Here is a 13653-nt window from a genome sequence, read left to right as displayed (position 1 = left end):
CACGCCAATCTGGCACGCGGGGCGCGGCGCGGCAACAGTTGCGACGCCACTCCCGCGCCGCTGATCGCGATGTGCGGCGGGAGATGGGGGCGCGACCCTATCGCTCGATCGTCGCCGCGATCAGTCCCTCAGCCCACGCGTGCGGCCTCGGGGCGGACGACCGCGACGGGGCATTGGGCCCAGTGCAGCACGGCATGGCTGACCGATCCGAGCAGCATTCCGGTGAGACCGCCACGTCCTCTCGAACCGACGACGACGAGCTGGGCGCGGCGCGACTGCGCAACGAGGGCGTGCTCCGGGCGATCCCGCCGGATGATTCGCTCCACCTGCACGTCGGGGTACTTCTCGCTCCACCCGGCCAGCCGCTCGGCCAGTAGCCGACGCTCGTCGGACTCGATGGCGTCCCAGTCCAGCACGGGCACCAACACTTGGTCGACGTACGCGTCCCACCAGGTGTGCACGGCCACGAGGGACACCCGACGCGCGGAGGCGGTCTCGTAGGCGAAACCGAGCGCGGCCTCGCTGACGGGTGAGCCGTCCACACCGACGACGATCGGCCCTGACGGGTGGGGGTCCTCGTCGCCCCGGACGACGACCACGGGCGAGTCCGCGCGCGCGGCCAGCGCGGTGGCAACCGAACCGAGCAGCAGCCCGGTCACGCCCCCGAGCCCGCGGTCACCGATCACGACGAGCCGCGCCCGCTCAGACTCGGCGGTGAGCACCGGGATCGGGAATCCGACGATGAGCTGCTGCTCGACGTCGAGCCCTTCCACCGCACCCTGGGCAACTGCGACCGCCGCGGCGAGGTACTGCCGCGCCTGGTCCAGCATGATGTCCCGGTAGTTCCGACCGAGCGCGATATGCCCCACCGGGTGGTCATGGGTCCACTCGAACGCCGTCACCACCCGCAGGGGAACGCGGTGACGCGAGGCCTCCGCCGCGGCCCAGCGCACCGCGCGCAGCGCGCTCTCCGATCCGTCGATCCCGACGACCACCGTCCGGCCGCGGTGCTGCACATCTGTCACGTTTCCTCCTCGGAGTGCTCGTCGCCAGGTTCGTCCCATGACCCGGCCTCCGGGAGGGCGCTTCCGGCCCTGGATCGCGGGCCCTTCGGCCCCCACGCCCGGGACCCATCGCCGCCAGCTCCTCGTCCTGTGCGGGCGACGGCGACCAGACCCGGGGCGCATGGCGGGGAAAGGGGGTCGTTCGACCCGTACCGACGGACCGCGAACGGCGGGCAGCCTCGTCCTGCCCGAGTCGGCGCCCCGCCGACCGGCTCTTCACTTCGATGGACGTGGACGGATGAGTGTGAACCCAGGCGCGCTCGGCCTGACCGGTGAGCAGGTCGACGGCCTGCTCACAGCTGCGGGACGGGCGCCTTCGCTCCACAACAGCCAGCCGTGGCGATTCCGGCTGACGCCGCACGCGATCGAGCTGCACGCCGATCCGGAACGCAGGCTGCCGGCAGCGGACCCTGACGACCGAGAGCTGCGAATCGCCTGCGGCGCTGCGCTGTTCGACCTGCGCCTCGCCCTGCACGGCCTGGGTGTCCGGCCGATCGTGACTACCCTGCCGGACCGCCGGCGGCCGACTCTGCTCGCCCTCGTCCGGGCGGGTGGGCCCAAGCCGGCGACGCCCGATCAACTGCGACTGCTTCACGCCATCCCGCGACGCCGCACCAACCGGCACCCGTACAGCGACAAGCCGGTCACGACGCAGGAGCGGTACGCGCTGCGCCGGGCGGCGCAGGACGAGGGCGGCTGGCTGCACCTGGTGGTCGACCGTCAGCAACGAGCGGCGCTCCGGCAGATCGCGGAGAGGGCGCACGACATACAGATGTCGAATCCGCTGTTCCGCGCGGAGTTCGAGCACTGGCTGACGAACTCGCACCCGCGGTCGAGCGGTGTACCGGCGACTGCAGGCGGCCCGCTGCCCGAGCCGCAGGACCGCTGGGTGCTGCGCGACTACACCCACGGCACGGGCCGTCCGCGGGTTCCCGGCAAGGACTTCGAAGCCGAGCCGCTCATCGCGGTCCTGTCCGCGCACCTGACCGGGCCGGAAGCCGAGATCCAGATCGGCCAGGCGATGCAGCGGGTACTGCTCACCGCCACGGCCGAAGGGCTCGCCGCGTCGTTCCTGTCGCACGTCGTCGAGGTGCCGCGCGCCAGGGATGAGCTGCGGCGCCTCATCGGCGCCACCCGGCCTCCGCAGGTCGTGCTGCGGATCGGGCACGGATGGCCGGTCCCGTCGACCCCGCGGCGGGGCTTGGCCGACATCGTCGAGCCCGCGGCGAGTCGAGCGTGAGCGGACAAGTGCCGCTGGAGTTTCGAAGACGCCGGTTACCTCTGTCAGCCGATACCACCGGACGGCGGCTGATCACGCGGTCGCAGCCCCGCTCCCGGTGAACCTCCGACCGCTTCCTGCGGGACCTCCGGCCCCTGCCGACTGCAACGAGGAGCTTCTGATGAGGAACAGACCACGATCCCTGGCAGCGCCGCCCGAGAGCCGGGACGACGACCCCGTCATCAGCACACTGATGACGACTCGCATCGTGGGGATCACGCCGGACGCGCCGGTGTCGACCGCGCTGAACCTGATGGCTGCTACGGGCGTCCGCCACCTTCCCGTTCTGTCCGGCAACCGCTGCCTCGGAGTGCTCCGGGAAGCCGACGTGATCCAGCACCTCGCGGCCATCTCCACGTCCGCGGTCGATCAGGCGGCGACGCCCGTCGCCCGGCTGACCCGGCGGGCAGCGTCGGTGTCCGTGTCCGCACACCGCTCGGACGCAGCGCGCTGCATGGACGTCGACAGCGTCGACGCCGTGCTTGTCACCGACCGGCACGGCCTGGTCGGAATCGTCACGGCGACCGACCTGATCCGATCCCTCGCCAGTGACGCACCCGCCGTCCCACAGCAGAACCAAGCCCAGCCGTCGGGAGACCCGCCATGACGCCATCCGCCACCCGGGTCGAGTACTACCGCGACCCCGGCGCCCCCATGCCGACGATCATCGTCCCGCTCGTGTACGCGGTCGTCCGCGACGACGCCGGCCAGGTGCTGCTCGTGCGCCGGCTCGACACCGGCGACTGGGAGCTACCCGGGGGCCGGGTCGACCTCGGGGAGTCTGCGGTCGACGCCCTGAAGCGCGAGGTCGCCGAGGAGGCCGGTCTGGAAGTCGAGGTGCAGCGCATCGCGGGGCTCTACACCGACCCGGCGCACGTGGTGTGCATCGGGCCGGACGGCGAGGTCCGCCAGCCCTTCGCCGTGTGCTTCCACGCCACGGCCCGCCCCGGCGCGCCCCGGCCCGATCGCCGGGAGACCGGCGAGGCGCGCTGGTGGCCGGTTCACGACCTGGGCGGACTACCGGTGCAGCCCGCAGTCCGGCGCCGGCTGCGTGACGCGCTACTCGCGCCGGAACGCGTGCACGTCGGCTGAGTCCCCGGGACTCTCGGCCCGCCATCAGGGGCCCAGCGGTCCTGCCGCAGGCGACCCCGCCACGGTCAGGCTGGTCGCGAGCGGCTACTGGAGGACTGTCAGATGGACATGCCGCGCGACCACGACGCGGGACCGATGGATCGCGCACGGGCCGAAGGTCCTGACGGATCGGGGCCTCTGCCTGATGCGGCAGCCCGACAGCACCCGTACCGTCGGGCTGTCACTGCCCCTCCGAGGAGGCACCGTGCCCATCGCCGTGTTCCTGCTCGACGACCACGAGATCGTCCGCCGCGGAATCGCCCAGCTCCTCGAATCCGAGGACGACATCACGGTTGTCGGTGAGGCCGCCACCGCGTCGCAAGCCGTCGCCCGCATTCCGGCGCTGCGGCCCGACGTTGCGATCCTCGACGTCCGGCTGCCAGACGGCGACGGCGTCACCGTCTGCCGGGACATCCGCTCCGCGGTCTCCCCACCCCCGACCTGTCTCATGCTCACCTCGTACTCCGACGACGAGGCACTGTTCGGCGCGATCATGGCCGGCGCCTCCGGTTACCTGCTCAAGCAGGTCGCCGGGATCGACCTCGTCGGAGCCGTGCGTACCGTCGCCGGCGGCGGCTCCCTCCTCGACCCGCAGGCCACCTCGGTCGTGCTGGAACGCCTCCGCAAGGGCGACGAACCGACCGACCCCCGCTACGCCTCCCTCAGCCCGCAGGAGAGGCGCATCCTCGGTCTCATCGCCGGCGGCCTCACCAACCGCCAGATCGGCGCCGAGCTCTACCTCGCCGAGAAGACCGTCAAGAACTACGTCTCCTCCCTGCTGCACAAGCTCGGCTTCACCCGCCGCACCGAGGCCGCCGTCTACGCGGCCGGGCTGCGTAAGGACAACACCACCCGCTGACGCTCGCACGGGCCTCTCTACCTGCGCGCCGCACCCGTAGGTCCCGCCGGTTCAGGAGGAGTGGCCCTGTTCGTGGTCCGGTCTCCGGACGAGGCTCGAGCGTGCCCGGGTGTGGGGCGCGGCGCCTGTCGCACAGCCCGCCGGGCGGCAGTCAATGCAGTGGAGGTGATCCCCGTGGCCGACACCCGGCTCGCCGAAGCGGTCGAGGACGCTTTACGCGCGCCCTCGGTCCACAACACGCAACCATGGAAGTGGCGGGTCGGCGCGGATGCGATCGAGCTTCACGCGGACTGGGACCGCCACCTGACCGTGACCGACCCCGATCGCCGGGACCTCGTCATCAGCTGCGGTGCGGCGCTGCACCATTTGCAGGTCGTCCTCGCCGCCCGCGGCATCGCCGCCGACGTCCGGCGGCTGCCCGACCCGGAGGACCGCGGCCATCTCGCCACAGTCGTCGTCCGGGACCAGGACGTGCCGGCCGACGAGGCGCTCGAGAATACGACCGGCGCTGCGCTGTTCCCCGCGATCGCCCAGCGGCGTACCGACCGGCGGAGGATGAGTCACCGCCCCGTCCCCCTCGATTGCGTGCGAGTGCTTGCCGAGCATGCCGCCCGATCCGGCGCGCTGCTGGTCCCCGTCACCAACCCCGCGGAACGCGGCCGGCTTCTCGCGCTGCTGGTCGACGCAGCCCACGAGCAGTTCTCCGAGCCTGGCTACGCCGCCGAGCTGCGGATGTGGACCACCCGGCTCCCAGGAAGCCACGACGGCGTGCCCGCCGCCAGCGTGGCGGCGCCCCCGATCGGCGCCCTCGGACCATCGCCACTGCGCCGGTACACCCGCACCGGCCTGAGCCAGCCGCCGCAGGAGCCGGGCCACGGCCCCGGCGACGACGCCGCCGAGCTGCTCGTCGTCGCCACTCCCGGCGACGACGACCTGGACCGGCTGCGCGCCGGCGAAGCGACCAGCGCCGTACTGCTGGCCGCCACGCGGCTCGGGCTGGCCACCACCCCGCTCAGCCAAGCCCTCGAGGTCCCCGCGAGCCGGGAGCACTTGCAGCAGCGGGTGCTACGCGTACCGGAGCATCCGCAGCTGGTGATCCGGGTGGGCTGGCCCGCTTCCGGTGGCACTGAACTGCCCGCGACGCCCCGCCGTAGCCTCGCCCACGTGCTCCTGCCCTGACCCCGCCACCTGTGCCACGATCAGCCTCCGGCAAACGCCGGCGTCTCCAGGGATCGCTTGGCGGCCGCGGCGTTCCCGACCCGCGGGGCAGGCGTGACCAGAGGCATCAGAGCGGTTCGACGACCTCCGACTCGTTGGGGATGCCGTGCTCGACCACGACCGGCGCCCCACGGGGCCGACGCCACGCCCGATAGTTCCGGAAGGACATGGGCAGGCCACGCGCTGCGAACGCATCCGCCGAATCCATGATCTGGATGTGCAGGTGCGGCTGCGTGGAGTTGCCCGAGTTGCCGCAGGCGCCCAACTCCTGCCCGGACTCGACCGACTCGCCGACACCCACCCGGATCGAACCGGCGCGCAGATGGGCGAGCACGACATACCCGCCACGACTCTCCAGCTCGAGAATCACATGGTTGCCTGCGATGGCGCCCGCGCCACCGCGAACCCTGGCCGCCTGGGTCAGGGCGTAGGGCACCAGCGCGAGCTGCGACCGCCGTGCGACGTGGTCCGCCTCGCCGTCGTGGACCGACACCACCGTGCCGGCGGCCGGCGCGAGGATGGGCTGACCGAACGCGAAGAACCGGTCCACCGGCTCCGTGGACAACAGCGCACGCCAGTCCCGGGTGGTCGCCGTGCGCCGTCCGTTGACGGCGATGAAGTCGATGCCGTACGTCGTCGCGAACAGGTGGGTACCGTGGCTCGGCACGTGCCGGGCCGGGCTGTTGCGCGCGAGCCACGTGCCGCGAAACGGCAGCGCAAGTGCGACGTGGTCGAGAGTGGACATCCCGAGACCTCCTGTGTCACCGCTGATGGCCTGTCACGACCTTCCGAACAATTACGGACAGAACGGTACGGAGCGGTCAAGGACTTGCAGGTCGTCGGCGCTGAGTAACCAACACGGCAGATCGAACGCGGATCGCAGATCCTTCGCCGAACGACTCGGGCTACCCCCGCGCTGATCTCAGGCGATCCAGTGCTGCGCGTTCGCGTAGGAGCGGCTCCCGTTCGGCTGGCACCATGCTGTCCGGCTCGTACCGCTTGTCCGGTCGTCAGATCGCGGCCCGGCCGCCATCGACGGACAGCGTGGCGCCGTGGATGTTCGAGGCGTCGTCGGAGGCGAGAAACACGACCGCGTGCGCAACCTCTTCGGGAGTGCTGGGCCGCCGTGACGGGATACGGGCGAGAATCGGCGCCAGCCGCTCCTGCATCGCCGCCGACGCCGTGACCTTCTCGGTGACGGTTGGGCCGGGTGCAACGGTGTTGACCCGTACGCCCGAAGGTCCGTACTCGTCGGCCCAGGACTTGGTCAGCGAGTGGATCGTCGCCTTGGTGGCGCTGTAGAGCGCCGACTCGGCCGCGCCGAAGAGCCCGTTGATCGAGCCCACGTTGATCACCGCCCCGCTCCCGCGCGCGGCCATCGCTGGGGCGACGAGCCCGGTGAGCAGGAACGCGGCCTTGACGTTGGTGGCCAGCGCGCGGTCGATGAGCTCCTCGCCGACCTCGGCTGTCGGGGCGGGTGTGATGAGCATCGCCGCGTTGTTGACCAGGATGTCGAGCGGGCCGCCCGCCACGGCGTGCGCCGCGTCGGCGAGGTCGCGGACAGCGGACGCGCCGTCGGCGAGGTCGGCGCGGACGAACGTGGCGCGGCCACCCGCCTCGGCGATGGCGGCCAGGACCTTTTCGCCGCGGGCGGTGTTGCGGCCGCTGACGACGACGTAGGCGCCCTCCGCAGCCAGCGCGCGGGCGATGGCGACGCCGATGCCGTCGGTCGACCCGGTGACGAGGGCGGTGCGGTCCTGCAGGCGAGAGTTCACGGTGGTTCTCCCCGATCGAAATGGACTGTGCGGTTCAACAGTTCCCGCAGTAAAATGGACCCGCAAGTCCAAAAAGGGAGGTGATCGGAATGACGCGAACTCTGACCCGGAAGGGCACCGCGACGCGGCAGCGGATCGTCGAGGGCGCGGCGGCGGAGATCCGCGAGCGCGGTGTCATCGCCACCACCCTGGACGACGTGCGGGCCAGGACCGGCACGAGCAAGAGCCAGCTGTTCCACTACTTCCCCGGCGGCAAGGAGGAGCTGCTGCTGGCGGTGGCCCGCCACGAAGCCGACCGCGTGCTGAGCGACCAGCAGCCGTACCTCGGCGAGCTCACCTCGTGGCCGGCATGGCTGGCCTGGCGCGACAGCGTCGTGGCCCGCTATCTCGGCCAGGGCAGGCGATGCCCGCTCAACGTGCTCGTGTCGCAGTTGGGCCGCAATACGCCTGGGGCGCAGGCCGTGGTGAGCGAGCTGATGAACCAATGGCAGGCGGAGATCACCGCGGGCGTCCGGCACATGCAGCACGCCGGAGCGATCGACCCGCAGCTCGACGCCGACCGTGCAGCAGCCGCGCTGCTCGCCGGGATCCAGGGTGGCGTCCTGTTGATGCTGTCCACCGGGAGCGTCAGCCACCTCGAAGCGGCGCTCGACGTCGGCATCGACAACCTACGAGCACGGTTTCCTTGAAGGCGGCGTGTGGTTAGCGGGACGTCCGCCCCAGCAAGCCGAGATCGCGAGAGATGTTGACCGCTTGGGAGCGATTGCGCGCCCCAAGCTTGCCGTAGATGTGGCGCACGTGGGTTTTGACGGTGTGGACCGACAGAATCAGCTCACCCGCAATCTCGGGCGCGGAGAGGTTGCACGGCAAATAGCCGAGTACACGCAATTCGCTCGGGCTCAGCGGCGCCGCCAGCTCCGTCTCACCGCTGAGCGTGCTCGCGGATCCTCCCCGGAGGATGTCCACTATGGTGGTCAGTAGCGCGGCATGGGACGTGGCGTGACGGGGATGGCGCTCCAGCAGCTCATGTCCGGGCGCCATGACAAACGGGAACACCAGCCGGTCGGGCTCGGCCAACGCCAGCGCTTGCTCGACCGACGCCTCGGAGGCCCGGCGGTCGCCCAGCTCCGCCCATGCACAGGAGGCGACCATCTGCGCTTGCACCGTGGTGAACGCGTGGAGGACCGGCGCGGATCCGTCCAGCACCGGTGCGATCGCATCGATCGCGTCCCGCGGGCGGCCCTGGGCGTGGCGCACCAGCGCCAGTGCCGTCAACAGCTCTCCCCATGGCTCGGGCTCTGCCTCGATCGCGGCCGCCGATTTGCTGGCCTCGTCGACCATGCCGAGCCGAACCTACGTCGCCATCACAAAACTGCGGACCTGAACCGCGAGCGCGTGCACGCTCACCAGCAGAGTCTGCATCGCCTCAGCGCTGCGGAACCGCTCCAGGGCCCGATCCCACTCTCCCTGGGCCGCGTGCAGCATGCCGCGAGCAAGATGCCACAGCAGGGAGGTCGCCGGCTCGACGTCCGAACGGTGGGCCTTCTCTCCCCGCTCCAGCAATTGCAGGGCCTCGTCGTACTCGCCGGACCAGACCAGGTTTCCCCCCAGGGTCGCCAGCGCAGGCGCGATGACGTGGTTCTCGTCCCAGCCGTGTCTCTCGGCGAGGATGATCGCCTCCCGGCACCGCTGGCGGGCCTTGCCGATGGAGTGCGCGTTCGCGGCGAAGCCCAGGTGGGCCAGGCATCCGACCTCGAGGTACGGCCGGCCAATACGGTGCGCTATCCGTGCGGCCTCCTCCAGGTGCTTTTCGGCCTCGGCCAGGCCGGGTGACCACATCTCAACGATGCCCAGGTTCATCAGCGCCATCGCCCGGAGCTCCCCGCTCAGCGCAACCGCGGCGTGCGAGCGCACCGCACAGGGCCGCGCCAGGAACTCCACCTGTTCCAGGACGTCGCTGAAGTCCCCACGGCGGCGGGCCAGCAACAGTTTGATCACTGCGCGTGAAACGTCGAGCTGAGGACGTCGCTCGGGGGGTGCTATATCGAGATGATCCTCGGCGAGCGCGAGATAGGCCGCCGCCTCGTCCAACGACCCTTGCTCGACCTGGTCCGCCGCCCAGACCACCGTCAGCTCCGGATCAGCCTGCAACGCGGCCGTCGGGAAACCTCCGAGAAGGTCATGGACGACGGCCACCTGCCCGTCCAGGGTGAGGTTCAGCGCGTTGTCTACGAGCAACTGGCCTGCATAGGCCCACGACCCGGCGGCCAGGGCGTGCCGGATGGCCTCGACCACGTGACCGTGGGTGGCGAACCATTCCGCGGCGCGCCGGTGAAGCTCGGGCACCTCGTCAGGGGCTGTACGGCGCAGTTCGAGCCGCAGCAGATCCCCGAACAGGTGGTGGTAGCGAAACCAGCTGCGCTCGGGATCGAGCGACACCACAAAGGAATTGGCGTCCTCCAGCGCGTGCAACATCCGCTCAGAGCCGCCGATCCCCGTCAGTACGTCCCCCAGGGAACCGTTGACGCGGTCGACGATCGACGTGCGCAGGAGCAAGTGTCTGACATCCGCCGGTTGGCGCTCGAGCATCTCGGCCAGCATGTACTCGGCTACGGTCCGCTCGCTGCCCGAGAATTCGGCGACCAAGCGCTCCGGCTCGGCGTGGCCGATCAGGGAGATTACCGCCAGACGAAGCCCGGCGGCCCAGCCCTCGGTCCGCTCCTGCAGCAGCTCGACATCTGATTCCCGCAGATCGACGCCTGCACACTTGAGCAACTCCGCGGTTTCGGCAGTGCTGAACGCCAGATCGGCGGCGCGGATCTCGGCGAGCTCTCCCTCAAGACGCAGATGGTGGAGCCGCAGTGGGGGATCGTGGCGGCCGGCCAGCACGACCCGCAGTTGTGGTGGCAGGCGCACAAGCAACTGCTCGAGTTGCTCCAGCGCCTCGCGGGTTTCTAGCTCGTTCAGGTCGTCGATCACCAGAACAATCGGTTGATCATCGGGCGTCAGCTCCTGGAGCATCTTTTCCACGACCCGACTGCCGTCGAACTCCGGTGACGGCGTGAGGCTCTCCAGGGGCCGCTCCGGTTCCTGATGGCCCGCTCGGCCTCCAGGACCGAGAGCCAGAAGTGCTGCGGGTCCCGCTCCCCTCTGCGCACCGACACGGCCGCGACCCGCCCCCGGGTTGTCGGTCGGTCCCCCCACATGCGCAGGAGCGTGGTCTTCCCGCTCCCGGGCGGGGCGGAGATGATAGTGACATTCTTGGCGGTCGCGCGATCCAGGAGGTCCATGAGTTCTCGGCGCGGGACGGTCATTGGCCTCATCGTCGATCTGAGCTTTTCCTATGGCTGCCAGCGATCCGACCGCCGCGTTGCGCCGACCGATAGGCCCAAACTGGCCAACTCGAGCCTGCAGGCTTGCGCCGAGCGGCGACAAAAGCGCCATCTTTCTCCGGTAAGACTCACGCTTCGGCACCCCGCAGCACATCACGGCCAGCCCTATCTGGGTCTGGGTGCTGACCCGAGTCCCTGGGTTCCTGCTACCCGGGTAGCGCGGTCACCTTTCGCCAAGGCAAAGTCAGGGCGACCGGAACGGCCGGCACCACGACGAGCGGTCGACCCCAGCGCCTCATCGCGCGTTCCCCTCGTCCCCCGACGTCGTCGGGCACCAGCCGTCCGGGTGGCGGGAGCCGTGCGGCAGCGCTTCGTCAGCGGAACCACTGCCTATGGCCACCGCGGGTACGCTCGGGCGCGTGTCGTGGAATGTCGACGGCGTGCGTATCACGCGAGTGGTCGAGCACGTCATGCCATTCACGATCGACTTCTTCGCCGAGGCAGCACCGGCGGACGTCGCTGCGGAGCCGTGGCTGGTGCCCGACTTCGTCGATTCTCACGGCCGGTATCTGATGAGCTTCCATACCTTTGTCATCGAGGCCGGAGATCGTCGCATCGTCGTCGACACATGCACCGGCAACTCCAAGGACCGCCCGCTGATCCCGGAGTTCGACCACCAACATCGACCGTTTCTCGAGGACCTTGCTGCGGCCGGCTTCGCCCCGGACACCGTCGACACGGTCGTCTGCACCCACCTGCACGTCGATCACGTCGGCTGGAACACGCACCTCGTGCACGGCAAGTGGGTACCCACGTTCCCCCGCGCGAGTTACCTGTTCGGAGCTGCTGATATCGACTACTGGGCTCGCTCGGAAGATCCGCTGCACGCGATCGCGTTCGCAGACTCCGTGCAGCCGGTGATCGATGCCGGGCTCGTCGAGCCGGTGGCATCGGACACGAGGCTCACCGCTGAGGTCCACCTCCGGACCACGCCGGGTCACACGCCGGGGCACCTGAGCGTGTGGATCGGCGACCACTGCGTGATCACGGGTGACGCTTTGCACCACCCGATCCAGTGTCGTCATCCGGATTGGACGGCGCGCGGCGACGTCGACCCGGACGCTGCCCGGGCGACGCGGAAGGACCTGCTGTCCGCGGCGGCGGCCGCGAATGCGCTGGTACTCGGCACACATTTCGCCGGCACCAGCGCCGGGCGGGTGCTCCGAACCGGGGACGGCTACCGCTTCGCGCCCGAGACCCCGTACTGATAGCGTCGCGGTCGTGAACAGCCCCGAGGCGGACAGACCGTAGCCACCGGCCTCCCGGTGGCTACGCCGCGCTAGGGCTCTCCTAGTACTGCTCGCGATCCGAATCTGGTCGTGAGCGCTTCCTCTGCCTGGACTTGTCGTGCAGGGGGCGGGCGATGCCGGAGGCCGTGTTGTCGCACGGTTCCTGACCGTCTTCCAGGGCCCAGTCGTCGCAACTCGACAAGGGCTCTGGTTCAGCGGCGGTCTCGTCTTCTGCCCGCGGAGTTCACATATGCCCATCGCGTTGTACATGCTCGCTGTAGCGGTATTCGCTCAAGCGACATCGGAGTTCATGCTCGCCGGCCTCCTACCCGAGATCGCCACCGAGCTAGCGATCTCGACAGCGGCGGCCGGATCCCTGACCTCGGCATTCGCCGTTGGAATGATCGTCGGCGCCCCGCTGATGGCGGTGCTGTCTCGCCGGTTCCCGCCACGGGCGGCGCTGCTGCTCTTTCTCACGGCTTTTGCCGCCGCCCATGTCGCGGCCGCGCTCACCCCGTCTTTCGTCGTGCTCATCGCGACGCGAGTCCTCTCGGCACTCGCCAACGCCGGCTTCTTGGCCGTAGCTCTCGCCGTGGCGGTTCGCATGGTGCCCGCTGATCGGACCGGGCGCGCGGCGGCGATCCTCCTGGGCGGCACGACATTGGCGTGCGTCGTCGGCGTTCCGGCCGGCGCCTTCCTCGGACAGTCGTGGGGCTGGCGTTCGACGTTCTGGGCCATAGCCCTGATCTCGCTGCCCGCGATCGTCGGTGTTCTGCGCGGCGTTCCCGCAACCGCTGGTCGGCGGCAGGTCGGTCGTGTGGCCGGAGAGTTCGCCGCCCTGCGTAGCCCGCGTCTTTGCTTGACGCTCCTGGTCGGGGCGCTGGTCAACGCGGCCACGTTCTGCACGTTCACCTATCTGGCTCCCGTGCTGACCGACCTCTCCCGCCTGGACCCGAGCTGGGTACCGATCGGGTTGGCGTTGTTCGGCGTCGGATCATTCGCCGGCGTCACGGCGGGGGGGCGCCTCGCCGACCGCCATCCCGGTTATGTCGTTGCGACCGGCGGAACCATGCTGACCCTGGGCTGGGTCGTTCTCGCCCTCACCGCGAGGCACCCCTATACGGCACTGGTCGTCGTCCTGGTGCAGGGCGCGCTGTCCTTCGGCGTCGGTTCAACCGTGATCGCCCGGGCGCTCGCGTTGGCCACCGACGCACCGACCCTCGGCGGGAGCTACGCCACGGCGTCGTTCAACGTGGGTGCTGCGGTCGGACCCGCGCTCGGCGGACTTGCGTTGGGCGCAGCTCAGTCAGCGCAAGCACCGATCTGGGTCAGCGCCGCTCTGGCGGCAGCCGGACTGCTGATCGCCGTCCTCGCCGGCTCTTTCGAGCCGAGCCGACGGCGTCGGTAAGCGATTTTCGCTGGACGCGCGCCTTAGGTTCGCTGGTGAACACCACAGGGCAGAAGCCCGACGAGACGTCCGCTGCGCTGCTCGACGCGCTGCGTCCCGTGCTGGGACACGTTGCCACCAGACCATGATCCACAACGCATTCTGCGACCGAACGGCAGAACTGCCGTGGTGAGTCAGCTGGGGCCTCCTGCTCCGTGGGGGCGCCGAGCCCGCCAGCGGAGTGGTGTCGAGGTATCTGACCTCGTAGGCCCGCTCTGCGAACTTCCAGCCGTCCGGGGTGCGCCGGTAGCGGTCGTGG

13 protein-coding genes are annotated in these 13653 nt (G+C 70.1%); 8 read left to right on the top strand and 5 right to left on the bottom strand.

Annotated features, from left to right (window positions below):
* Nucleotides 1-128 precede the first annotated feature (128 nt).
* Complete coding sequence (locus ABD143_RS19280) at nucleotides 129-1025, bottom strand: universal stress protein (RefSeq protein WP_343979958.1); 897 nt, start codon at nucleotides 1023-1025, stop codon at nucleotides 129-131.
* A gap of 277 nt (nucleotides 1026-1302) precedes the next feature.
* Here ABD143_RS19280 and ABD143_RS19275 point away from each other — a divergent pair, with 277 nt between their 5' ends.
* From ABD143_RS19275 to ABD143_RS19255, 5 genes are all read left to right on the top strand, one after another.
* The gene (locus ABD143_RS19275) at nucleotides 1303-2304 is read left to right on the top strand and encodes an Acg family FMN-binding oxidoreductase (RefSeq protein WP_343979955.1); all 1002 of its coding nucleotides are present in this window, start codon (nucleotides 1303-1305) and stop codon (nucleotides 2302-2304) included.
* 160 nt (nucleotides 2305-2464) lie between these two features.
* Nucleotides 2465-2950 (top strand): CBS domain-containing protein, encoded by a 486-nt coding sequence (locus ABD143_RS19270; RefSeq protein ID WP_343979953.1) that lies wholly within the window; start codon nucleotides 2465-2467, stop codon nucleotides 2948-2950.
* The gene (locus tag ABD143_RS19265; RefSeq protein ID WP_343979950.1) at nucleotides 2947-3435 is read left to right on the top strand and encodes an NUDIX hydrolase; all 489 of its coding nucleotides are present in this window, start codon (nucleotides 2947-2949) and stop codon (nucleotides 3433-3435) included. The genes ABD143_RS19270 and ABD143_RS19265 overlap by 4 nt, the downstream gene beginning before the upstream one ends.
* Before the next feature lie 244 nt (nucleotides 3436-3679).
* A complete protein-coding gene (locus tag ABD143_RS19260; protein ID WP_343979948.1) occupies nucleotides 3680-4333 on the top strand; it encodes a response regulator in 654 nt (217 codons plus the stop codon).
* A 174-nt stretch (nucleotides 4334-4507) separates the two neighbouring features.
* Nucleotides 4508-5512, top strand: a complete 1005-nt coding sequence (locus ABD143_RS19255; RefSeq protein ID WP_343979945.1) for an Acg family FMN-binding oxidoreductase — start codon at nucleotides 4508-4510, stop codon at nucleotides 5510-5512.
* A 106-nt stretch (nucleotides 5513-5618) separates the two neighbouring features.
* Here ABD143_RS19255 and ABD143_RS19250 read toward each other — a convergent pair whose 3' ends face one another.
* Together ABD143_RS19250 and ABD143_RS19245 are read right to left on the bottom strand one after the other, a co-directional pair.
* Nucleotides 5619-6296, bottom strand: coding sequence for a M23 family metallopeptidase (locus tag ABD143_RS19250; protein ID WP_343979942.1), 678 nt, complete (start codon nucleotides 6294-6296; stop codon nucleotides 5619-5621).
* A 265-nt stretch (nucleotides 6297-6561) separates the two neighbouring features.
* Nucleotides 6562-7326 (bottom strand): SDR family NAD(P)-dependent oxidoreductase, encoded by a 765-nt coding sequence (locus ABD143_RS19245; RefSeq protein ID WP_343979939.1) that lies wholly within the window; start codon nucleotides 7324-7326, stop codon nucleotides 6562-6564.
* A gap of 89 nt (nucleotides 7327-7415) precedes the next feature.
* On the opposite strand from ABD143_RS19245, the gene ABD143_RS19240 reads away from it, so the two are divergent.
* Nucleotides 7416-8015, top strand: a complete 600-nt coding sequence (locus ABD143_RS19240; RefSeq protein WP_343979936.1) for a TetR/AcrR family transcriptional regulator — start codon at nucleotides 7416-7418, stop codon at nucleotides 8013-8015.
* Nucleotides 8016-8028: 13 nt separating this feature from the next.
* Here the strand turns inward: ABD143_RS19240 and ABD143_RS19235 are convergent, their stop codons facing one another.
* Together ABD143_RS19235 and ABD143_RS19230 are read right to left on the bottom strand one after the other, a co-directional pair.
* Complete coding sequence (locus ABD143_RS19235) at nucleotides 8029-8667, bottom strand: helix-turn-helix transcriptional regulator (protein ID WP_343979933.1); 639 nt, start codon at nucleotides 8665-8667, stop codon at nucleotides 8029-8031.
* Nucleotides 8668-8679: 12 nt separating this feature from the next.
* A complete protein-coding gene (locus tag ABD143_RS19230) occupies nucleotides 8680-10347 on the bottom strand; it encodes a winged helix-turn-helix domain-containing protein (RefSeq protein WP_465269697.1) in 1668 nt (555 codons plus the stop codon).
* Nucleotides 10348-11077: 730 nt separating this feature from the next.
* On the opposite strand from ABD143_RS19230, the gene ABD143_RS19225 reads away from it, so the two are divergent.
* Both ABD143_RS19225 and ABD143_RS19220 read left to right on the top strand, forming a co-directional pair.
* Complete coding sequence (locus tag ABD143_RS19225) at nucleotides 11078-11926, top strand: MBL fold metallo-hydrolase (protein ID WP_343979926.1); 849 nt, start codon at nucleotides 11078-11080, stop codon at nucleotides 11924-11926.
* A 271-nt stretch (nucleotides 11927-12197) separates the two neighbouring features.
* On the top strand, nucleotides 12198-13355 hold the full coding sequence (locus tag ABD143_RS19220; protein WP_343979924.1) for a Cmx/CmrA family chloramphenicol efflux MFS transporter: 1158 nt from the start codon (nucleotides 12198-12200) through the stop codon (nucleotides 13353-13355).
* The last annotated feature ends 298 nt before the right edge of the window (nucleotides 13356-13653 follow it).

Origin of the sequence: Pseudonocardia aurantiaca, assembly GCF_039526725.1 — a bacterium.
In the GTDB taxonomy this organism is placed as follows: Bacteria; Actinomycetota; Actinomycetes; order Mycobacteriales; family Pseudonocardiaceae; genus Pseudonocardia; species Pseudonocardia aurantiaca.
Note: the sequence above shows the minus strand (reverse complement) of the source record. Positions and strands in the feature narration are given on the sequence as shown.